At 72.0% G+C, this 21829-nt stretch carries 18 protein-coding genes; 7 read left to right on the top strand and 11 right to left on the bottom strand.

Annotated elements, in window-relative coordinates:
- Positions 1 to 21: 21 nt before the first annotated feature.
- Both ABZ659_RS29895 and ABZ659_RS29890 read left to right on the top strand, forming a co-directional pair.
- Complete coding sequence (locus ABZ659_RS29895; protein WP_360225912.1) at positions 22 to 1002, top strand: glycoside hydrolase family 11 protein; 981 nt, start codon at positions 22 to 24, stop codon at positions 1000 to 1002.
- A gap of 34 nt (positions 1003 to 1036) precedes the next feature.
- Positions 1037 to 2026 carry a polysaccharide deacetylase family protein gene (locus tag ABZ659_RS29890; protein ID WP_360225909.1) on the top strand — a complete coding sequence of 330 codons (990 nt, stop codon included), beginning with the start codon at positions 1037 to 1039 and terminating at the stop codon, positions 2024 to 2026.
- A 3-nt stretch (positions 2027 to 2029) separates the two neighbouring features.
- Here ABZ659_RS29890 and ABZ659_RS29885 read toward each other — a convergent pair whose 3' ends face one another.
- The gene (locus ABZ659_RS29885; RefSeq protein ID WP_360225906.1) at positions 2030 to 2704 is read right to left on the bottom strand and encodes a response regulator transcription factor; all 675 of its coding nucleotides are present in this window, start codon (positions 2702 to 2704) and stop codon (positions 2030 to 2032) included.
- Positions 2701 to 3888, bottom strand: a complete 1188-nt coding sequence (locus tag ABZ659_RS29880) for a sensor histidine kinase (protein ID WP_360225903.1) — start codon at positions 3886 to 3888, stop codon at positions 2701 to 2703. Before ABZ659_RS29880 ends, ABZ659_RS29885 begins: the two co-directional genes overlap by 4 nt.
- A 165-nt stretch (positions 3889 to 4053) precedes the next feature.
- Here ABZ659_RS29880 and ABZ659_RS29875 point away from each other — a divergent pair, with 165 nt between their 5' ends.
- From ABZ659_RS29875 to ABZ659_RS29865, 3 genes are all read left to right on the top strand, one after another.
- The gene (locus ABZ659_RS29875) at positions 4054 to 5055 is read left to right on the top strand and encodes a carboxymuconolactone decarboxylase family protein (protein ID WP_360225900.1); all 1002 of its coding nucleotides are present in this window, start codon (positions 4054 to 4056) and stop codon (positions 5053 to 5055) included.
- Positions 5052 to 5876, top strand: a complete 825-nt coding sequence (locus ABZ659_RS29870; RefSeq protein WP_360225897.1) for a class I SAM-dependent methyltransferase — start codon at positions 5052 to 5054, stop codon at positions 5874 to 5876. The genes ABZ659_RS29875 and ABZ659_RS29870 overlap by 4 nt, the downstream gene beginning before the upstream one ends.
- A 618-nt stretch (positions 5877 to 6494) precedes the next feature.
- Positions 6495 to 7175: a hypothetical protein gene (locus ABZ659_RS29865; RefSeq protein WP_360225894.1), complete on the top strand. Its 681-nt coding sequence runs from the start codon at positions 6495 to 6497 to the stop codon at positions 7173 to 7175.
- Between the two features lie 25 nt (positions 7176 to 7200).
- On the opposite strand, the gene ABZ659_RS29860 is transcribed toward ABZ659_RS29865, so the two are convergent.
- The 9 genes from ABZ659_RS29860 to ABZ659_RS29820 all read right to left on the bottom strand — a co-directional run bounded on the left by ABZ659_RS29860 (position 7201) and on the right by ABZ659_RS29820 (position 17845).
- A complete protein-coding gene (locus ABZ659_RS29860) occupies positions 7201 to 8745 on the bottom strand; it encodes an NCS1 family nucleobase:cation symporter-1 (protein WP_360225891.1) in 1545 nt (514 codons plus the stop codon).
- Between the two features lie 108 nt (positions 8746 to 8853).
- Positions 8854 to 9873, bottom strand: a complete 1020-nt coding sequence (locus ABZ659_RS29855) for a TIGR03842 family LLM class F420-dependent oxidoreductase (protein WP_360225888.1) — start codon at positions 9871 to 9873, stop codon at positions 8854 to 8856.
- A gap of 23 nt (positions 9874 to 9896) precedes the next feature.
- Positions 9897 to 11300 carry a dihydropyrimidinase gene (hydA, locus tag ABZ659_RS29850; protein ID WP_360225885.1) on the bottom strand — a complete coding sequence of 468 codons (1404 nt, stop codon included), beginning with the start codon at positions 11298 to 11300 and terminating at the stop codon, positions 9897 to 9899.
- Between the two features lie 28 nt (positions 11301 to 11328).
- On the bottom strand, positions 11329 to 12171 hold the full coding sequence (locus ABZ659_RS29845) for a nitrilase-related carbon-nitrogen hydrolase (RefSeq protein ID WP_360225882.1): 843 nt from the start codon (positions 12169 to 12171) through the stop codon (positions 11329 to 11331).
- 156 nt (positions 12172 to 12327) lie between these two features.
- The gene (locus ABZ659_RS29840; RefSeq protein ID WP_360225879.1) at positions 12328 to 13893 is read right to left on the bottom strand and encodes a PucR family transcriptional regulator ligand-binding domain-containing protein; all 1566 of its coding nucleotides are present in this window, start codon (positions 13891 to 13893) and stop codon (positions 12328 to 12330) included.
- 12 nt (positions 13894 to 13905) lie between these two features.
- Positions 13906 to 15192, bottom strand: coding sequence for an aspartate aminotransferase family protein (locus tag ABZ659_RS29835; RefSeq protein ID WP_360225876.1), 1287 nt, complete (start codon positions 15190 to 15192; stop codon positions 13906 to 13908).
- Positions 15189 to 16031 (bottom strand): nitrilase-related carbon-nitrogen hydrolase, encoded by an 843-nt coding sequence (locus ABZ659_RS29830; RefSeq protein WP_360225874.1) that lies wholly within the window; start codon positions 16029 to 16031, stop codon positions 15189 to 15191. Before ABZ659_RS29830 ends, ABZ659_RS29835 begins: the two co-directional genes overlap by 4 nt.
- A 157-nt stretch (positions 16032 to 16188) precedes the next feature.
- Complete coding sequence (locus ABZ659_RS29825) at positions 16189 to 17466, bottom strand: hypothetical protein (RefSeq protein WP_360225871.1); 1278 nt, start codon at positions 17464 to 17466, stop codon at positions 16189 to 16191.
- Between the two features lie 127 nt (positions 17467 to 17593).
- Positions 17594 to 17845, bottom strand: a complete 252-nt coding sequence (locus tag ABZ659_RS29820; RefSeq protein ID WP_360225868.1) for a helix-turn-helix transcriptional regulator — start codon at positions 17843 to 17845, stop codon at positions 17594 to 17596.
- Positions 17846 to 17877: 32 nt separating this feature from the next.
- Between ABZ659_RS29820 and map the strand changes: the two genes are divergently transcribed.
- Both map and ABZ659_RS29810 read left to right on the top strand, forming a co-directional pair.
- Positions 17878 to 18660, top strand: a complete 783-nt coding sequence (gene map / locus ABZ659_RS29815; protein ID WP_360225865.1) for a type I methionyl aminopeptidase — start codon at positions 17878 to 17880, stop codon at positions 18658 to 18660.
- A 567-nt stretch (positions 18661 to 19227) separates the two neighbouring features.
- Positions 19228 to 21804, top strand: a complete 2577-nt coding sequence (locus ABZ659_RS29810; protein WP_360225862.1) for an ATP-dependent Clp protease ATP-binding subunit — start codon at positions 19228 to 19230, stop codon at positions 21802 to 21804.
- Positions 21805 to 21829: the final 25 nt, after the last annotated feature.

The raw sequence follows: 21829 nt of genomic DNA, 5'->3' as shown, positions 1-21829 counted from the left end.
CCCACTGGAGGAAGCACGGAGATGAACGCGCTCAGTATCAGGAGTCTCAAACACGGCTGGACCCTCGTCCTGGCCGTCGTGATCGCCCTGTTGATCCCCTCGACGGCGTACGCCGACACGGTCGTCACCACCAACCAGACCGGCACGCACGAGGGGTACTACTACTCGTTCTGGACCGACTCGCAGGGCACGGTCTCCATGAACATGAGTACCGGCGGCAACTACAGCACCCGGTGGAGCAACACCGGCAACTTCGTCGCCGGCAAGGGCTGGAGCAACGGCGGCCGCAGGACGGTGACGTACTCGGGCAGCTTCAACCCGTCCGGCAACGCCTACCTGGCGCTCTACGGCTGGACGTCCAACCCGCTCGTCGAGTACTACATCGTCGACAACTGGGGCACCTACCGGCCCACCGGCACCTTCATGGGCACGGTCACCAGCGACGGCGGCACCTACGACATCTACAAGACGACCCGCTACAACGCCCCCTCCGTCGAAGGTACCCGCACCTTCGACCAGTACTGGAGCGTGCGGCAGCAGAAGCGGACCGGCGGCACCATCACGACCGGCAACCACTTCGACGCCTGGTCCCGTGCCGGGATGCAGATGGGCAGCTTCAACTACTACATGATCATGGCGACCGAGGGCTACCAGAGCAGCGGCAGCTCCAACATCACGGTCGGCAGCGGTGGTTCCGGTGGCGGCGGTGGCGGCGGCGGCGGTGGCGGTGGCGGTGGCGGCTGCACCGCGACCCTCTCCGCGGGCCAGCAGTGGGGCGACCGCTACAACCTCAACGTCTCCGTCAGCGGCTCCAACTCCTGGACCGTGACCATGAACGTCCCGTCCCCGGCGAAGATCCTCTCCACCTGGAACATCAACGCCACGTACCCGAGCGCCCAGGTCCTCACCGCCAAACCCAACGGCAGCGGCAACAACTTCGGCGTCACCATCCAGCACAACGGCAACTGGACCTGGCCGTCGGTCTCGTGCAGTACCAGCTGACCCCGAACCGGCCACCACAGGAGGACGCACCCCCATGCGCACCACACCACGCCTGGCCCTGCGCAGCCTGCTCACCGGGCTCGCCGTCGGGGCGCTGGCCGTGACGGGCACCTCGGCGGTCAACGCGGCCCCGGAACGGGCGGCGGCCTGTTCCGGCTACGTCGGGCTGACCTTCGACGACGGCCCGTCGGGCAACACCTCGGCCCTGCTCAACGCACTCAGGCAGAACGGCCTGCGGGCCACCATGTTCAACCAGGGCAACAACGCCGCCGCCAACCCGGCCCTGGTCAGGGCCCAGGTCGACGCGGGGATGTGGGTCGGCAACCACAGCTACACCCACCCGCACATGACCCAGCTCAGCCAGTCGCAGATGGACTCGGAGATCTCCCGCACCCAGCAGGCGATCGCCAACGGCGGGGGCGGCACGCCGAAGCTGTTCCGGCCGCCGTACGGGGAGACCAACTCGACGCTGCGTTCGGTCGAGTCCAAGTACGGGCTGACCGAGGTCCTCTGGGACGTCGACTCGCAGGACTGGAACAACGCGAGCACGGACGCGATCGTGCAGGCCGCCTCCCGGCTCACGAACGGCCAGGTGATCCTCATGCACGACTGGCCCGCCAACACGCTCGCCGCGATCCCGCGCATCGCGCAGAACCTGGCCTCCCGCGGTCTGTGCTCCGGCATGATCTCCCCGCAGACGGGCCGCGCGGTCGCCCCCGACGGGAGCGGTGGCGGAGGCGGCGGGGGCGGGGGCGGCGGTAGCTGCACGGCGACCCTCTCCGCGGGCCAGCAGTGGGGCGACCGCTACAACCTCAACGTCTCCGTCAGCGGCTCCAACACCTGGACGGTCACCATGAACGTCCCCTACCCCGCCAAGATCCTGTCCACCTGGAACATCAACGCCACCTACCCGAGCGCCCAGGTCCTCACCGCCAAACCCAACGGCAGCGGCAACACCTTCGGCGTCACCATCCAGCACAACGGCAACTGGAACTGGCCGACCGTCTCCTGCTCCACGAGCTGACGGTCACCGGCCGCCCCGCGCGGTCACCAGTCCCGACTCGTAGGCGAACACGACCAGCTGGGCGCGATCCCGTGCGCCCAGCTTGGTCATGGCACGGCTGACGTGGGTCTTGGCGGTGTAGGGGCTGATGACCATGTGCGCGGCGATCTCCTCGTTGGTCAGCCCACGGGCGGCGAGGGCGGTCACCTCGCGCTCGCGTCGGGTCAGCGACTCCAGGCCCGGCGCCGTGGCCCGGTCCGGCGGTCGGGACACGAACTCGCCGATCAGGGTACGGGTGACCGACGGCGACAGCAGGGCCTCGCCACGGGCGACGACCGCGATGGCCTGGAGCAGGTCGGCCGGTTCGGTGTCCTTCAGCAGGAACCCGCTCGCCCCCGCCCGCAGCGCCTCGAAGACGTAGCCGTCGAAGCCGTAGTTGGTGAGGATCACCACGCGTACGGCGGCCAGGGCCGGGTCGGCGGCGATCCGGCGGGTCGTCTCGATGCCGGACAGCACCGGCATCTGTACGTCGACGAGCGCGATGTCGGGCACGTGGTCGCGCACCAGCGCCAGCCCCTGCTCGCCGTCCGCCGCCTCCCCGACGACCTCGATGCCGTCCTCCGCCTCCAGCAGGGCGCGGAATCCGGCGCGCATCAGCGCCTGGTCGTCGACGAGCGCCACCCGGACCGGATCCGTCACCGGCTCACTCCCCCGTCCGTCACCGGTCTTCGCTCGCCGCTCCTCAAGGGCGGCCCCGCCTCCCGTAAGGGCGACTCCCCGTCCCCCGAGGCCGTCAGGGGCAGCTCGGCCCGCACCGAGAAGCCGCCCGACGCGCGCGGGGCGGCGTACAGGGTGCCGCCGAGCGCGGTGACGCGTTCGCGCATACCGGTCAGCCCGGTACCGGGCCGCGGCGGGTGGGCCGGGTCGCCCGCTCCGTCGTCGTCGACGCGTATCGCCAGGGTGTCCGGACCGTGGTCGAGGCGGACGGTCACCTTCGCCGGTCCCGCGTGCCGGGCCGCGTTGGTAAGGGCCTCCTGGACGATGCGGTACGCGGCCCGGTCGACGCACTCCGGCAGCGGCCGTCCGTCGCCGGTGACGGTCAGTTCGACGGCGAGCCCCGCCGCGCGGGCCCGCTCCACGAGCTGCCCGGGCGTGCCGGTCGGCTCGTCGGTGCGCAGCACCTCCAGGGTGGCCCGCAGTTCGCGCATCGCCTCGCCGCTGGCCTCCTGGATGGCGAGCAGCGCGGGCGGTACCTCGTCGCCGCGTTTGCGGGCGAGGTGGACGGCCACGCCCGCCTGGAGTTTGACGATGGAGATGCTGTGGGTGAGCGAGTCGTGCAGGTCCCGCGCGATGCGCAGCCGCTCCTCCCCGGCGCGCCGCAGCGCCGCCTCCTCGCGGGTGCGTTCGGCCTCCAGGGCGCGCTGCTCGGTCTGGCGCAGATACGCCTGCCAGTTGCGGTCGGCCATACCGGTGGCCACCGCGCACAGGAACCAGCCCACGAGCAGCGCGGTCCGCTCGACGATCTCCCTGGTGGTCGGCCCGGTGGTCAGGTACCCGGCGAGGAAGAGCAGCGCGGCCACCGCGCCCAGCCCCCGGTGCCCGGCGCGGGCCGCGGTGTGCACGGCGCTCAGCACGGGCAGCGCGGCGACCGGGCCGGGGTGGGCGTGCAGCACGTACGCCGTACCGGTGGCGGTGGCCACCGCGAGCACGGCGCGCGGGGCGGTGCGGTAGAACGCCAGCGCCGCGCTCGCGAGCGCGGCGAGCGCGTAGTCGGCGGCCGTGGTGCCGTCGTCGAAGGCGGCCGTGACCACGACGAGGGCGCCGACCACGACCGCGAGGGCCGCGTCGGCGAGCCGCCCAAGCCTGACCTGGTGCCCGTCCATGCCCGAACCTTAGACGGCGGCGACGACAACGGCGTCCGACCTGTGGACAACTCCCGCGCTACTCCCGGTGGAGTAGTCGGCCGCCGTCGGCACCCGCGCGGAGCAGCGGCAACTGCCTCCGCCCGTACGACGCTCGCGCACCGTCCGGACGACGACAGTGCTGCCATGTCCACACCTTTCCGTTTCACCCGGCCCCCGTCGCCCAGGTCGGCCACCGGCCGGGTCGCCGCGACCTACGAGCAGCTCTCCCGGGATTTCGGCGTCGACCGTCCGCCGACCTTCGTCGTCCTGTCCTCCGCACCCGAACTCCTCACCGCCGCCTGGGCCCTGACCCGCGAGTCGCTGATCGCGGGCGCCGGGAGCCGCACCGGCAGGGAGCTGGTCGCGCTGGGGGTCTCGCTGGCCAACCAGTGCCCGTTCTGCGTGGACGCGCACACCGTGCTCCTGCACGCCACCGGTGACCACGCCCTCGCCGAGCGGTTGGCGCGCGGGGAACGGCCGGCGAGCGAGGAGCACGCGCGACTGCTCGACTGGGGGCGCCGCACCCGCGTCCCGGGCGCCGCGCTGGAGCCGTACCCGTTCCCGCGCGCGGAGCTGCCCGCCTACCTCGGTACCGCGTTCGCGTTCCACTTCGTCAACCGGATCGTGTCAGCGCTGGTGACCGAGAACCTGCTCCCGGCGGGCGCCCAGCGGTTCCGGGCGGTGCGCAGCGTGGCGGGCCGCTCCCTGGCCGCCACCGTGCGCCGCACCGCCGTCCCGGGCGCCTCCCTCAGCCTCGTCGACGGCACCGGCGACGCTCCCGCGTGGGCGGGCGGCAGCCCCGTCGGCCCGGCGTACGTGGCGCTGCGGCACGCCGCCACCCTGGGCGCGGGCCTCCTGTCCGAGGACGAGCTGACCCTCGTGCGGCAGACCATGACGTCGTGGGACGGCGCGCATCCGTCGCTCGCCCACGCCGCCTTCCCGGACCGCGCCGAGTGGCCGGGCGCCCGGCTGGCGCTGCTGGCCGCGCTGGCGCCGTACCGGATCACGGGGGAGGACGTGGCGGCCTGGCGGCGGCCCGAGCACACCGACCACTGCCTGGTCCACCTGGTGGCCTACGGCGCGTTCGCCGCCGTCGACCGCATCGAACGCGCGCTGACCGCGCGCCCGGCGTCGGAGACGGTATGACCGAGATCGCCAACTTCCGTCAGGCGCGTGCCTGGAACGGCCCCTTCGGCGCCCACCGGGCGGCCCACGCCGACCGGTACGACGCCATGCTCGCCGAGTTGGACGACGTACTGTTCGACGCCGCGGCCGTCACGGTGGCCGACCGCGTCCTCGACGTCGGCTGCGGCTCGGGGGCCACCACGCGGATCGCGGCGCGGCGGGCCGCGCGCAGCCACGTCGTCGGGGTCGACATCTCGGCGCCGCTGCTGCGCCTGGCCCGGGAGCGCACCGCCGCGGAGCGACTCACCAACGTCGCCTATGTGGAGGCCGACGCGCAGGTGCACCCCTTCCCGGCCGCCGGGTACGACGTGGTCGTCAGCCGGGGCGGGGTGATGTTCTTCGCCGACCACGCCGTAGCCTTCGCCAATCTGGCGCGGGCGCTGCGGCCGGGCGGGCGCCTGGTGTTCGTCTGTCCCCGCCCGGCCGGGCCGGACAGCGAGGAGGTGCGGGCGTTCGCCCCGTTCGCGCGGCTGCTCGGCACGCCGGACGCCGACGCGGTGGCCGCGCACACCGCGATGATGTCCCTGTCCGACCCGGCGGCTGTCCAGCAGGCCCTCGACGGCTACAAGGACGTCACCGTCGAACGCGTCGACGTGGGGACGGTGTGGGGCCGCGACGCGGCGGACGCCGCTGGCTTCGTGCTGTCCCGGGACACCAGCGGCCGCACGTTCTCCCCCGCCGTCCGCGCCGAACTGGCGGACGCCCTGAGCCCGTACGAGTCGCCCCGTGGGGTGCGGTTGCGGACGGGCGTCTGGCTGGTACGCGCGACCCGCCCCGAGTGACCGGCCCGACGGCGGGCCCGGGGCGTGTGGCGAAAGATCCCGTCGTCCGCCCGCGGGGCGGGCCGAGCGGCGTCATGGGGGTCCCCCCTGCCCGAGTGGAGCCGAGAGCTTGGGGGAGCGTGCTCTCGGCGTGCCGGGCGGAAGCCCCCGCCCCGGTTTGCGCGTGTGGGCTTCCGCCCGGTGCGGCGAGAGGGCGTGCCAGGCGCCGGGCGGCAGGCGGCAGGCGGCAGGCGGCAGGCGGCAGGCGGCAGGCGGCACTTTCGCAGCACGCCTTAGGGGCCCCGGTCCCCGCCGCGCCACCCGACGCACGAAGCACGCCCACGCGCGCGTGGGCCCACCGCAGGCACGGGGCAGGAAGCACGGAGCACGCGCGCGTGCCACCGTACGCACGGATACGACCCGGAACGGCCACCAACCGCCCCGAACACCCACGCGCGCGTGCGAACCCTCCCGCCCCCGGACGCACCACCCCGTCGCAGCTCGCTCACGGTGGGCCCGCCGTCACCACCCGCACACGGGGCCAGTTGGCACTTCCACCCCACAGGCACTCGTGTGACACTGGCGTCCCGCCCGCAGTGCGGACCCCGCTCCGCACCCTCCCCCACCGAAAAGTGCGCCGTGCGTTCACTTCCTCTGCCGCTCGCTCTCACCGCGCGGCTGGCCCCCGTCGCGGTGCTCGCGTGCGCGGGCTGGGCCCTCACGTCCGGTCCCGACGCCACGCCGACCGCCAAGGCCGACGACACCCCCCAGACCGAGAAGCGGTCGGCGTCCGAACCGTCCGCCCCGTCGTCGACGGCGGAGTCGAAGACGTACACCACCGCGCCCGCGCCCTGCACCAGCATGGCGAAGAAGACGATCACCTCGCTGGTGCCCGGAGCCAAGACGGCGGGCAAGGAGATCCCCTCGACGGACACCGACAAGCGCCGCACCTGCTCCTGGAACGCGCTGAAGGGCTACGAGTACCGCTGGCTCGACGTCTCCTTCGAGATCATGCAGACCGAGTCGGCGGCGGAGAGGTCCTACACCGCGCGCACCACGGAGAAGAGCGGCGGCGGCGCGGTCCCCGGCCTCGGTGACACCGCCTACTCGGTGGTCAACCTCACCACCGAGGATGGCCAGCAGACCCGTGAGGGCGTGGTCCTCGTCCGCGCCGCCAACGCGCTGGTCGCCGTCACCTACAACGGCAGCGACTTCGAGTCGAAGAAGGCGCCGAGCACGGACGAGATCAACAAGGGCGCCATCAAGGCCGCCAAGGAGGCGGTGGCGGCGCTGGCGGACGGTCAGTCGCAGCGGAGCTGACCGCCCGGAAGCGCCCCGGCCCGGCTCAGTCGGTGTCGGCGGGCTGCCGTGCCGCCGACGCCGTCAGGGCCACGTACACCACCAGCGAGGTGCCGAGGCCGACCGCCCACCCGTAGTCGGCGAGCGGCTGGAGGAACGGGACCAGACCGTCCGCCGGGAAGGGTCCGGCCTTGTTCCCGTCGGCGTCCACGTTGGAGTACGACCCGCCCACGGCGAGCACGGCGCCCGCCCCGAAGGCCACCAGCGCCCGCCAGTTCCAGCCGGAGCCGTACCAGTAGGGACTGCCGGGCCCGCTGTAGAGGCCGCGCAGGTCCAGGCGGGTACGGCGGATGATCCAGTAGTCGGCGATGAGGATGCCCGCGACCGTGCCGAGCAGACCGCCGACCGTGCCCAGCCAGGTGAAGATGTAGATGTCCGGGTTCTCGATCAGCTTCCACGGGAAGATCACGACACCGATGAAGCAGGCGATGATCGCCCCGCTGCGGAAGTTGATCAGCTTCGGTGCCAGGTTGGACAGGTCGTAGGCGGGACTGACCAGGTTGGCGGCGATGTTGGTGGAGAGCGTGGCGAGCAGCAGCACGAACAGCGCGAACAGCACCCCCACGGTGCTGTCCATCCGCGCGGCGAGCTGGCTCGGGTCCCAGATCGGCTCACCGTAGACGGCGACCGACCCCGACGTGACCAGCACCGACAACAGCGCGAACGCGGCCATGGTGGTGGGCAGCCCCAGGGTCTGTCCCCACACCTGGGCCTTCTGCCCGGCGCCGAACCGGGTGAAGTCGGGGATGTTCAACGAGAGCGTCGACCAGAAGCCGATCATGCCCATCAGCGCCGGGAAGAAGACCTTCCAGAAGTCGGCGCCCCACCCGAGCTGGGACGGCTGGTCGAGCAGCGGCCCGAACCCGCCCGCCTTGTCGGCGATCCACACCAGCAGCGCCACCGCACCTGCCAGCATCAGCGGCGCCGCCCAGTTCTCCAGCCGCCGTACGGCGTCCATGCCGCGCAGGATGATGACGATCTCCACGGCGAAGAACAGCAGGAAGCACAGCCACTGCGCCCACGGGTACCCGGCGACCTTCCCGGCGCCGGTCCACCAGCTCCCCGCCCCGAACAGCTTCCCGGCGAGGAAGTAGATGGACTGCCCGCCGATCCAGGTCTGGATGCCGAACCAGGCGCACGCCACCAGCCCCCGCAGCAGCGCGGGCAGATTGGCGCCGCGCAACCCGAAGGAGGCCCGCGCCAGGACGGGGAAGGGTATGCCGTACTTGGGCCCGGCGTGCCCGGTGAGCAGCATCGGCAGCAGCACGATGACGTTGCCGAGGGCGATGGTGAGCACGGACTGCTTCCAGTCCATGCCGAGCGCGACCAGCCCGGCGGCGAGCGTCCAGGAGGGCACGTTGACCGCCATGCCGATCCACAGCGCGGCGAAGTTGTACGTCGTCCAGCGCCGCTCGGCGAGCGGTACGGGGCGCAGGTCGTCGTTGGCGTAGGGGCTGTCGGTGGGGAAGGCGTCGGCGGCGAGTTCGACGCGGCCGTCTGGAGCGCCGAGGGCCGGAACCGTGTCTGTCATGAGCAGGCCAATCGAAGGGGTTCGGGGACGGAAAGGCCGTGCGGAGGCCCGGACCCCTCCCCGAGACGGCGGGGAGGGGAGACAGGGAACGAACGGGAACGAGGCGGATCAGGCGTTGACGGCGGGGATGACGTGCTGCCCGTAGGCGTCGATCACGGCCTCCGGCGCGTCGTGCATGTCGTAGACGGCGAACTGGTCGACGCCCAGCTCCCGCAGCGCGTTGAGCTTCTCCACGTGCTTCTCGACCGGCCCGACCAGACAGAACCGGTCGACGATCTCGTCCGGCACGAACCGGGTGTCCGGGTTGCCGCTGCGCCCGTGGTGGGAGTAGTCGTAGCCCTCGCGGGCCTTGATGTAGTCGGTGAGTTCCGGTGGTACGACGCTGCCGTCTGCGCCGTACTTGGAGACGAGGTCGGCGACGTGGTTGCCGACCATGCCGCCGAACCAGCGGCACTGCTCGCGCGCGTGGGCGAGCGCCTCGGGCGAGTCGTCGGCGGTGACGTAGGCGGGTGCGGCGACGCAGACGGTCACCTCCGCCGGATCGCGCCCGACGGCGACGGCGGCGTCCTTGACGGCCTTGACCATGTACTCGGTCAGATACAGGTCGGCGAGCTGGAGGATGAACCCGTCGGCCTCCTCCCCGGTCAGCTTCAGCGCCTTGGGTCCGTACGCGGCCATCCACACCGGCAGCCGCGCCCCCTCACTGATCCACGGGAACCTGACGGCCGTACCGCCGAGGTCGGCCTCCTCGCCGCTGGCGAGGGCGCGGATGACCTTCATCGCCTCGCTGATCCTGGCGAGGGTGTTGGGCTTGCGCCCGGCGACGCGCATCGCGGAGTCGCCGCGTCCGATGCCGCAGACGGTGCGGTTGCCGTACATGTCGTTGAGGGTGGCGAAGGTGGAGGCGGTGACCTCCCAGGTGCGGGTGCCCGGGTTGGTGACCATCGGGCCGACCGTCAGCTTCTCCGTCTGGGCGAGGATCTGGCTGTAGATGACGAACGGTTCCTGCCACAGCACGGCGGAGTCGAAGGTCCAGCCGTACCGGAAGCCGTTGCGTTCGGCGCGCTTCATCAGCGAGATGACCCGGGACGCGGGCGGGTCCGTCTGCAGTACGAGTCCGAAGTCCATGGGTGCCGCTCCTGGTCGAGGTCCTAGTTGAGGTACTGGCAGGTGGCGCGGGGGGTGTAGACGCCGTGCCCGGCGCGGCCCGTGTACTCCCGCCCGGTGATGACCGGCACCCCGCGCGAGAGGACGGTCTCGACCCGGCCGGTGACGGTCCTGCCCTCGTAGGCCGAGTAGTCGACGTTCATGTGGTGGGTCTCGGCGGAGATGACCTGCTCGGCGCCGGGGTCGTAGATGACGACGTCGGCGTCCGCGCCCGGCGCGATGGTGCCCTTCTTCGGGTAGAGGCCGAACATCCGCGCCGGGGTGGCGCAGGCGATCTCGATCCACCGGCGACGGGAGATGTGCCCGTCGAGGACGGCCTGGTGGAGCAGGTCCATCCGGTTCTCCACCCCCGGCAGCCCGTTGGGGATCTTGGAGAAGTCGCCGCGCCCCAGCTCCTTCTGTCCGGTGAAGCAGAACGGGCAGTGGTCGGTGGAGACCACCTGGAGGTCGTTGGTCCGCAGCCCCTTCCACAGCTCGGCCTGGTGCTCCCGGGGCCGGAGCGGCGTACTGCACACGTACTTGGCGCCCTCGAAGTCGGGCTCGGCGAGGTTGTCGGTGGACAGGAACAGGTACTGCGGGCAGGTCTCGCCGAACACGTTCAGCCCGGCGTCCCGCGCCCGGGCCAGCTCGGCCACCGCCTCCGTCGCCGACACGTGGACGACGTACAGCGGCGCCCCCGCGACCTGAGCGAGCCGGATGGCGCGATGGGTGGCCTCCGCCTCAAGGAGCGCCTTGCGCACCTCCCCGTGGTACCGCGGGTCGGTCTCCCCCCGGGCCAGCGCCTGCTCCACCAGCACGTCGATGGCGATGCCGTTCTCGGCGTGCATCATGATCAGCCCGCCGTTCTCGGCGGAGCGCTGCATGGCCCGCAGGATCTGCCCGTCGTCGGAGTAGAAGACCCCCGGATAGGCCATGAACTGCTTGAAGGAGGTGACCCCCTCCTCCACCAGCAGGTCCATCTCCTTGAGCGTCTCCTCCCGCACATCGGAGACGATCATGTGGAAGGCGTAGTCGACCGCGCAGTTGCCCTCGGCCTTGGAGTGCCAGGCGTCGAGCCCCTCCCGCAGCGAACGCCCGACGCTCTGCACCGCGAAGTCGACGATCGTGGTCGTGCCGCCCCAGGCGGCGGCGCGGGTGCCGGTCTCGAAGGTGTCGGAGGCGAAGGTGCCGCCGAACGGCAGCTCCATGTGCGTGTGGGCGTCGACACCGCCCGGGATGACGTACTTGCCGGTGGCGTCGACGACCGACTCGGCGGTCCACGCCTCGGCGGCCGGGGTGCCCGACGCGGCGAGGGCGGCGATCCGGCCGTCCTCGATCAGGACGTCCGCGTGCATCTCGTCGGACGCGGTGATGACGAGACCGCCGCGGATGACGGTACGGCTGCTCATGCTGCTCCTCCTGCCAAGGTCGGTACTGTCAGGGCGCGGTCAGCGGACCGTAGGCGCCCGGCGCGCGGTCCCGGTAGAACTGCCAGCGGTCACGGACCTCCCGCAGCTTGGCCATGTCGAGGTCGCGCACGACGAGTTCGCTCTCCTTGTCGCTCGCCACCTCCCCCACGAACCGCGCCTCGGGATCGACGAAGTACGAGGTGCCGTAGAAGTCGTTGTCGCCGTACTCCTCGACCCCGACCCGGTTGATGGCGCCGACGAAGTACTCGTTGGCGACGGCGGCGGCGGGCTGCTCCAGCTGCCACAGGTAGCCGGACAGTCCGCGCGAGGTGGCCGACGGGTTGAAGACGATCTCGGCCCCCGCGAGCCCGAGCGCCCGCCAGCCCTCCGGGAAGTGCCGGTCGTAGCAGATGTAGACCCCGACCTTCCCCACGGCCGTGTCGAAGACGGGCCAGCCGCTGTTCCCGGGCCGGAAGTAGAACTTCTCCCAGAACCCCCTGACCTGCGGGATGTGCGTCTTGCGGTACTTGCCGAGGTAGGAGCCGTCCGCGTCGATCACGGCCGCGGTGTTGTAGAGGACGCCGGGCTGCTCCTCCTCGTACACCGGCAGCACCAGCACGATGCCCAACTCCCGCGCCAGCGCCTGGAACCGCTGCACGACGGGCCCGTCCGGGACCTGCTCGGCGTAGTCGTAGAACGCCGGGTCCTGCACCTGGCAGAAGTAGGGCCCGTAGAACAGCTCCTGGAAGCACAGCACCTGGGCGCCCTGCGCGGCGGCGTCCCGGGTCGCCTGCTCGTGCACCCGGATCATCGACTCCTTGTCGCCGGTCCAGGCGGTCTGGAAGACGGCGGCACGGATCACTCTGCTCATCGGGACCTCCGGTTGGCTGGGTGTGCGGTGAGCCTAGGAAGTCCGGAAGTCGTCGTTGAGGTACACCGTGTCACGTCTGCGGCACCGCGGCGTACCACCGTGTCACGCCTTCTCTGCTCCATGTTTCACCACCGTTTTCCCAGGTCGCCGTATGTGTCACCCCTGTTGCGCGTCATGCGCGAGAAGCGCGATGTGCACCGAGGCGGCCTGCTCGAAGTCGTCGAGGTCCACCCCGAGCCGGGTCTGTATCGCCTCCAGCCGCCGGTAGAGCGCGGGCCGCGACACATGGTGGAGCCGCGCGGTACGGGACTTGTTCCGCCCGGTGGCCAGATACGTCCGCAGCACGGGCAGCAGGTCGCCCTCACCCCCGCACAGCAGCCCGTCCAACTCCCGCTCGGCGAAGGCCTGCACCTGCGGATGGTCCCGCAACAGCCGCACCAGGCCCCGCAGGTGCACGTCCCGCAGCCGCACCACGACGGGCAGCTCGAGCGCGGCGGACGACCCGCCCACGGCGTCGGCGACATGCCGGGCCTCCCGCAACCCGGCGGGCACGTCGTCCCAGCCGGTACGGCCCCCGGCGGCGGCGACCACGACCCGGTCCGCACCCGACTCCGACCGCAGCCGGACGGCGAAGTGCGCGGCGAGCGCGTCGGCGTCCTGGTCCCGCGCCAGGCTCAACAGCACCGCGGTCGCCCCGTCCGCCAGCTCGGCCACCAGTCCCGGCAGCCCGAGCAGCCGCAGCACCCGGTCCAGTTGCCCGGCGTCCCCGTCCCGCACCACCAGCGGCACGAACGTCCGCCGGTTGACGGGCAGCCCGGCGGCCCGCGCACGGGGCAGCAACTGCCGGGCCGGTACGACGCCGGAGACCAGGTCGGTGAGGAGCCCCTGCGCGGACTCCTCCTCCCAGCTGTGCGCGGAGCCGCCGAGCATCCGGTGCAGCACCAGCGCCTCCGCGGCCCGGTCGGCGAGCAGCCGCCCGGTGGCGGTGTCCCCCCGGTACCCGCACAGCACGATCCGCCCCCACCGTTCCCCGCGCCCGCCCAGCTCGGCCCGGATCCACCCGTCGCCCTCCCGCCCTCCAGCCTGCCGGGCGATGCGCTCCCAGTCCCGCAGCACGTCGTCGACGGCGGACCGCTCCCCGGCGGTGGCGAGCACCCGGTGGGCGAGATTGGTCACGACGACGGGACACCCACTGTGCTGCGCCACCTCGTCCAGGAGTCGCTGGAGCGGGGCCCCGGCCGTGATCAGCCCGGTCAACGCGGTCCGTACAGCCTCCGACAGGCTCACGGCGGCGTACTTCCGCCGCACCAGCCGGGACTGCACCTCCTCGGTCAGCTCGGCGAACGGGAACGGCCGGTGCAGCACCACCAACGGCAGCCCGCACCGCTCGGCGGCCCGCCGCATCACCTCGGGCGGCGCGGGGAACGCCCGCCCCAGCCCCAGGACGACGGCCGCCGCCTCGGCCCGGTGCAGCGAGCGGATGTACTCGGCCTGCTTGGACTCGTCCCCGGCGAGCAGCACGCCCGTGGTGAGCACCATCTCCCCGCCGCTGAGCATCACCCCGACGTCGGCGGCCTCGGCGACGTGCACCCAGCGCACGGCCCGGTCCAGCGCGTCCGCACCGGCGACCACCTCGGGCTCCCCGGCGAGCACCCGCTCCAGCCTGAGCACCTGCCGGACCGACAGGGCGGCGGCTTCCCCTGTCCCGAGGGCGATGGTCATGGCGCGCTCCCGCTACCGGATGCTCCGCAGGGCGTCCTCGAGGATGGCGGCGCCCTCCTCGGCCTCCGCGACGGTCAGCGACATCGGCGGCGCGATCCGCAGGGCGCTGGTGTCGTGCCCACCGCCCTTGCCGATCAGCAGCCCACCCGCGCGGGCCGCCTCCAGCACGGCCGCGGCGGCCTCGGGATCGGCCTCGGCGGTGCCCGGCCGCGCCAACTCGACCCCGATCATCAGCCCGCGCCCGCGCACCTCCCGCACCGCCGGAACCTGCGCGCCGACGGCCCGCAGCCGCTCGATGAGCAGCCCGCCGACCCGCCGCGCGTTGCCCTGTAGGTCGTGCTCCAGCAGATACGTCAGGTTGGCGAGCCCGGCGGCCATGGTGATCTGCGTACCACCGAAGGTCGAGATGCTGTTGGCGTCCAGACAGTTCATGATCTCGGCACGAGCGATCACACCCCCGATCGACATCCCGTTCCCGATGCCCTTGGCGAAGGTCACGATGTCCGGCGGCCCACTGCGCCCGTGCGCCTGCCAGCCCCAGAAGTGCTCACCGGTGCGCCCCCAGCCGGTCTGCACCTCGTCGGCGATCCACAGGATGCCCCGCTCGCGCAGCACCTCGCGGAAGGCGGCGTACAGCCCGTCCGGCGGCGCGGTGAACCCGCCGACGCCCTGCACGGGCTCGGCGATCAACGCGGCGGGCGGCCGGGTGTGCCCCAGCAGGTCCCGCAGATCGGCCACACAGGCGGCGATGAACTCCTCGTCCCCCAGCCCCGCGAAGGGCCCCCGCCCCCGCGCGCCCCCGTGTACGTACAGCGTCTGGAGCGGCGACAGCGAGGTGGGCGACCACCCCCGGTTCCCGGTGATCCCGACAGTGCTGAAGGACCGCCCGTGATAACTGTTCCGCATGGCCAGCACGGTGTTGCTACGCCGGTAGGTGGTCGCCAACAACAACGCGGTGTCGTTGGCCTCGGTCCCCGAGGTGGTGAAGAACACCCGCGCATCGGGAATCCCGCTCAACTGCGCGACTCGCTCGGCCAAATCGACCATAGGCCGATTCAGATAGAGAGTAGACGAATGAACAATCCGCCCGGCCTGCTCACTCACGGCTTTGGCGACCTCAGGCAGGGCGTGTGCGGTCATGGTCGTCAGAATGCCGCCGAAGAAATCAAGGTACTTCCTCCCCTCGGCATCCCACACATACCGCCCCTCACCATGAGTAATCTCGATCGGCTCGTCATAGTAGAGCGCGAGCCAGTCGGGCAGCACCTCGCGATGACGCCCCAGCAGGTCCTTGCTCACGGCCGCACCAGCCCTTCATACGCGTCGGGACGGCGATCCCGGTAGAACGCCCACTGCTGCCGCACTTCCTCGATCACCCCGAAATCAAGATCCCGGACGACGAGCTCCTCCTCGCCGTCACTGGCGACCTCCCCCACGAACCGCCCCCGGGGATCGACGAAATAGCTACTGCCGTAGAAGTCGTTGTCCCCGTACTCCTCGACCCCCACCCTGTTGATGGCGGCGACGAAGTACTCATTGGCAACCGCCGCGGCCGGCTGCTCCAACCGCCACAGATGCGACGAGAGCCCCCGATGCGTGGCCGACGGATTATAGACAAGCTGGGCCCCGTTCAACCCCAACTGCCGCCACCCCTCCGGAAAGTGCCGATCGTAACAGATATAAACCCCCACCTTCCCCACAGCGGTATCAAAGACAGGCCACCCCAGATTCCCAGGCCGGAAATAGAACTTCTCCCAGAACCCCTTGACCTGCGGAATATGATGCTTCCGGTACTTCCCCAGATAACTCCCGTCAGCATCGATCACGGCCGCGGTGTTGTAGTAGAACCCCGACTGCTCCACTTCGAAGACCGGCACCACGACCACCATCCCGGTCTCCCGAGCGACCTCCCGCATACGCCGCACGGTCGGCCCGTCCGGCACCGGCTCGGCCCACTGGTAGTGCTCGGGATCCTGTACCTGACAGAAGTAGGGGGAGTTGAAGACCTCCTGGAACCCGATGACCCGCGCCCCCTGGCGGGCCGCCTCCCGGGCGTGCTCCTCGTGCTTCGCCACCATGGACCCGGTGTCGCCGGTCCAGGTCGCCTGGACCAGAGCGGCGCGTACGACGTTGGCCAAGAGCTGCTCCTTCGACGGGACGTCAGAGCCTCTACGCCCGTAGAGCAGGCGGTAGAGGGATGAACGTATGCCTAGGGAACGGCCTTGCCAAGACCGTCGTCGTTAACCCGTGGAGACGGGCAGGTTTCACCCTCCCGGGGACGACCGGCAGGGCCGGTCAGACGGTCAGCCCGGCCACCCGCAGGGCGTGCAGCACATCCCAGTGCCGTTCCTCGGAGACCTGCCGCGCGGCCTCCAGCAGCAGTGGCACCAGCGTCTGCGGATCGGCCACGGCGCAACGGGCGGCCTCCTCCGGCGTCCGCATCCGCACAAAGGCGTCGAGCAACGCCCCGACCTCCCGCCGCCGCCCCTCCCCGAGCAGCCCGAGCACGGCGACGCCGATCTCCTCCGCGGGCCGAACGACGCCCTGCCGCAGGATCTGCTGCCCGTCCCCGGCCCGCCCGGCGGCCACCAGCGCGTCGGCGGCGGCGACCAGCCGGGCCGCGGGCAGCGAGGCCGCCTCCCACAACAACGTGGCCCAGTCGGCCCCCAACCCCGCCCGCTGCAACTCGACGGCCAGCGGCGGATACCAGGCGGCGGGCCAGTACGCGGCCTCCACGAGCAGCGCGTGGGCCTCCCCGCTCCGCCCTTCCCGCCGTAACCGCGACAGCGCCTCCACCACCCCACCGACCCGCCGCCGCACACCGGCGTCCACGAGGCCCTCCGGTTCAGCGGACGGCGCCCGCGCCTCACCCTCGGCAGCCCCGGCGAACCGCGCCCCACGAGGCGCGCTCCCCCCAGCCGGAGCGACCACGACGGGAGGGACAACGGCACCCTCTTCCTCGACCGCCCCCGCGAACCGGGCACCACCCCGCCGCCGCTTACGCTGCTTGGGCACGACGGCGGCGGAAACCTCCCCCTCACCACCCCCCACAGCGCCATCGCCACGCCGGTCAGCGAGCTTCTCCACCCGGACCCGCAACTCCTCACACCGCGCGGTGGCCCGCTCGTGGTCATCACGGGCCCAGGCAAGATCGAGCCGCAGCGCGCGCTCCTCCTCCGGACCGCTCACCGAGGCGAGCGCCCGCCCCAGCCCGGCCAGCCGGTCGGCGGCGTACTTCCGCTCCCGCAGCATCACGTCAAGCCGGTCGGCGACAGCCTCCCGCGCACCGGGCCGCGCGTCGTACGCGGCCAGCGCGGCGGCGTGCAGCGCACGGAACCGCTCCTGCTCGACGACCGCGGCATCGGGACCGTACGCCCCGGCGAAGTCCTGCAACAACGCTTCCACGACATCCCAGGGCGGCAGCTCGCGCCCTTCGAGACACGCCCCCATCCCCTCGGGGTCGCGCTGCCAGAAGACCCCGCACCACCCGGACCCGTGGTCCAGACGCGCCATCAGACCGTTCAGACAGTCCGTGAACTCCCGCACCTGACCGGGAAGTTGATCCACCGCCATCGCCCAACCCCCGCAAGACCGGAGCACTCCGGCCCCGTACACAACACCAACCGTGTTACAGGACGACTACGGGCAGTTTTCAAAAGGGACGCGGGACTCTCAGATCCCCACTCCCCCACCGGTGACGTCAGACGCCCACGACGACACACCGCCCCGCCAGTTCGTCCATCGACAGTCCGAGCGCGCGGGCCAGGGCCGCCACCGTGAAGAACGCCGGGGTCGGCGCCCGTCCGGTCTCGATCTTCCGGAGCGTCTCGGCGGAGATCCCGGCACTCGCCGCGATCTCGGCCATGCTCCGGCCGCCGCGGGCGTCACGCAGCAGCAGCCCGAGCCGTTCGCCGCGCTCGCGTTCTTCCGGGGTGAGAGGGGTGCGCACCATGACGCCATTCTAATACCGGTATAGTAATTGGCATGGTGGAGCTCAAGACAGACACATCGATCGACGCGATGCACGCCGCGGGCCGCGTGGTGGGGCAGGCCCTGACGGCCGTACGAGACGCCGCTGACGTGGGCGTTTCCCTACTGGAACTGGACGAGGTGGCCCGCGGGGTACTCCGCGAGGCAGGCGCGACCTCGCCCTTCCTCGGCTACCGCCCCTCCTTCGCACCGACACCGTTCCCCGCGGTCATCTGCGCCTCCGTGAACGACGCGATCGTGCACGGCATCCCCACGGCCTACCGGCTGCGCGACGGCGACCTCGTCTCCATCGACTGCGGCGCGGTCCTGGACGGCTGGGCGGGCGACTCGGCCCTCAGCTTCACCGTCGGCCGCCCGATCCCCGCCGACCTGCGGCTGATCGAGACCGCCGACCGGGCCCTCGCCGCGGGCATCGAGGCGGCGGTCGTCGGCAACCGCATCGGCGACATCGCCCACGCGGTGGGGTCCGTGTGCCGGGCGGCGGGGTACGGCATCCCCGACGGCTTCGGCGGCCACGGCATCGGGCGCGCGATGCACGAGGACCCGCCCGTGCCCAACGAGGGGCGACCGGGGCGTGGCCTCCGCCTCCGGCACGGCATGGTCCTCGCGATCGAGCCGATGGTCATCGGCGGGGGTGGGGACGGGTACCACGAGGCACCCGACGGCTGGACCCTACGGACGAACGACGGATCCCGGGCGGCACACGCGGAGCACACGGTGGCCATCACGGAGACGGGGCCGCGGGTCCTTACGGCTCGGTCTCTGCGGGTGGGGTAGGGCGGGTGCGGGTGCGCCGCGCGGCCCGGCGGTGGCCTGGTGCCCGGCGTCGCCGCTGCTCGCGGCGGGTGGGTCGCGCGCCCCGGCGCCACGGGGTGCCGCCGCGCCCACCCGTGCCGCCCCCAGCGGCACGACGGCCCGCGGCTGGGGCGGCAGGCGACAGGCCGCAGCTGGGGCGGCAGGCGGCTCGCAGCGACAGGTGCGAAGGCGGCCCGCAGTCGCCGTACGACGGAAGGGGACGTGTCGGGGGGTGTCCGCCCGCAGTGGTTCGCGCGCACAACCCGGCACACCCCGCACCCCACAGCCCGCGCGGTTCCGAGGACGGACACCCCCGGCGCGGCCCCGACCCACCCCCCGGCAGACAGCGCTACCCCAGCCACCCACCGAACAGCCACGGGCCGCCGCAGGCACCCGCTGGACATGCCCCCCGCGCGCGATCGTGCGAAGGTGGCCGCAGGTGTAACCGGAACCCCACCGGGCACTCGCGTCCGAACCGGCACGTCGATCAGCGAGCGCGTCCCGGGCGGCCACCGTCAGGCCATCACCGGGACGCCGGAACGGAAGGCCATGACCAGCGGCTTCAACGGTCCGCAGGGCTACGGCCCGGACCCCTTCGGAGAATTCCTCGCCCGTTTCTTCGGCGGACCCCGCCCCCGCCAGATCGACATAGGCCGACTGCTCAGTCAGCCGGCCCGCGAACTGGTCCGAGGCGCCGCCCAGTACGCCGCCGAGCACGGCAGCCGCGACCTCGACACCGAGCACCTGCTCCGCGCGGCCCTCGGCACCGAACCCACCCGCAGCCTCCTCAGCCGCGCCGGCGTGGCCGACCCCGACTCCCTCGCCTCGGAGATCGACGAACGCTCCGGCCCGGTCCAGTACCCGGAGGGCGAGGCCCCACCCCCCACCTCCCTCTCCCTCACCCCGGCCGTCAAGCGCGCCCTCCTGGACGCCCACGACATGGCGCGCTCCAGCGGCGCGGGCTATATCGGCCCCGAGCACGTCCTCAGCGCCCTCGCCGCCAACCCCGACTCCGCCGCGGGCCACATCCTCAACGCCGCCCGCTTCACCCCGGGCAGCCTCCCCCCGGACGCCACGGACCCCTCCCTCCGCGCCCCCCAGCCCCAGGTCGGCGGAGCCCCCCGCGTCGGCCCGGACCAGTCCCACCGCTCCGACACCCCCACCCTCGACAAGTACGGCCGCGACCTCACCGACATGGCCCGTCAGGGCCGTATCGACCCGGTCATCGGCCGGGACGAGGAGATCGAGCAGACGATCGAGGTACTCTCCCGCCGCGGCAAGAACAACCCGGTGCTCATCGGCGACGCGGGCGTCGGCAAGACCGCCATCGTCGAGGGCCTCGCCCAACGTATCGCCGACGACGACGCCCCGGACGTCCTCACCGGCCGCCGCGTCGTCGCGCTGGACCTCAGCGGCGTCGTCGCGGGCACCCGCTACCGCGGCGACTTCGAGGAACGCCTCAACAACATCGTCAGCGAGATCCGCGCCAACACGGACCGCCTGATCGTCTTCATCGACGAACTGCACACGGTGGTCGGCGCGGGCGCGGGCGGCGAGGGCGGCTCGATGGACGCGGGCAACATCCTCAAACCGGCCCTGTCGAGGGGCGAACTGCACATCGTGGGCGCCACGACACTCGAGGAGTTCCGCAGGATCGAGAAGGACGCGGCCCTCGCCCGCCGCTTCCAACCGATCCTCGTCCCGGAGCCCACGACGTCCGACGCCATCGAGATCCTCCGCGGCCTGCGCGACCGCTACGAGGCCCACCACCAGGTCCGCTACACGGACGAGGCCCTCACCGCGGCGGTGGAACTGTCGGACCGCTACCTCACAGACCGCCGCCTCCCGGACAAGGCGATCGACCTGATCGACCAGGCGGGCGCCCGCGTCCGCCTCCGCGCCAAGACAAAAGGCACGGACGTACGAGCCATGGAGCGCGAGGCGGACCAGCTCACCCGCGACAAGGACCAGGCGGTCGCGGACGAGCAGTACGAGGAGGCGATGCGCCTGCGCGACCGCATCACGGCGCTCAAGCAGCGTATCGCCGCGGCGAGCCACGACGACGAGGCGGACGAGGGCCAGCACCTGGAGGTCACCGCGGAGGCGATCGCCGAGGTGGTGTCACGCCAGACGGGCATCCCGGTGAGCCGCCTCACCGAGGAGGAGAAGGACCGCCTCCTCGGCCTGGAGGCACACCTGCACGAACGGGTCGTGGGCCAGGACGAGGCCGTCCGCGTCGTCTCCGAGGCGATCCTGCGCTCGCGGGCCGGACTGGCGGACCCCCACCGCCCGATCGGCAGCTTCCTCTTCCTCGGCCCGACGGGCGTGGGCAAGACGGAACTCGCGCGGGCCCTCGCGGAGGCCCTGTTCGGCAGCGAGGACCGGATGGTCCGCCTGGACATGAGCGAGTACCAGGAACGCCACACGGTCAGCCGCCTGGTCGGCGCGCCCCCCGGCTACGTGGGCCACGAGGAGGCGGGCCAGCTCACCGAGATCGTCCGCCGCCACCCGTACTCCCTGCTCCTCCTCGACGAGGTGGAGAAGGCGCACCCGGACGTCTTCAACATCCTGCTCCAGGTCCTGGACGACGGCCGCCTGACGGACTCCCAGGGTCGCACGGTGGACTTCACCAACACGGTCATCGTGATGACGAGCAACCTCGGCTCGGAGGCGATCACCCGCCGCGGCGCGGGCATCGGCTTCGGAGCGGGCGGCACGGACGCGGACGAGGAGGCGCGCCGGGAGCAGATCCTGCGCCCGCTGCGGGAGCACTTCCGCCCGGAGTTCCTCAACCGCATCGACGAGATCGTGGTCTTCCGGCAACTGTCGCCCGACCAACTGCACCGCATCACCCACCTCCTCCTGGAGGGCACCCGCCGCCTGCTGCACGCGCAGGACATCACCGTGGAGTTCACGGACGCGGCGGTGGACTGGCTGTCCCGGGAGGGCTTCCAGCCGGAGTACGGCGCCCGCCCGCTGCGCCGCACGATCCAGCGCGAGGTCGACAACCGCCTCTCCCACCTCCTCCTGGACGGCCGCCTCAAGGAGGGCGACCAGGTGACGGTGGACGCCCAGAACGGAACCCTGAGGTTCCACACCCCCGCAGCACAGCCCGAGAACCCGTAGAACCCGGAGAAGGAACCCGGAGAAC

Origin of the sequence: Streptomyces sp. NPDC006997 (genome assembly GCF_040635175.1) — a bacterium.
Lineage (GTDB): Bacteria > Actinomycetota > Actinomycetes > Streptomycetales > Streptomycetaceae > Streptomyces.
Note: the sequence above shows the minus strand (reverse complement) of the source record. Positions and strands in the feature narration are given on the sequence as shown.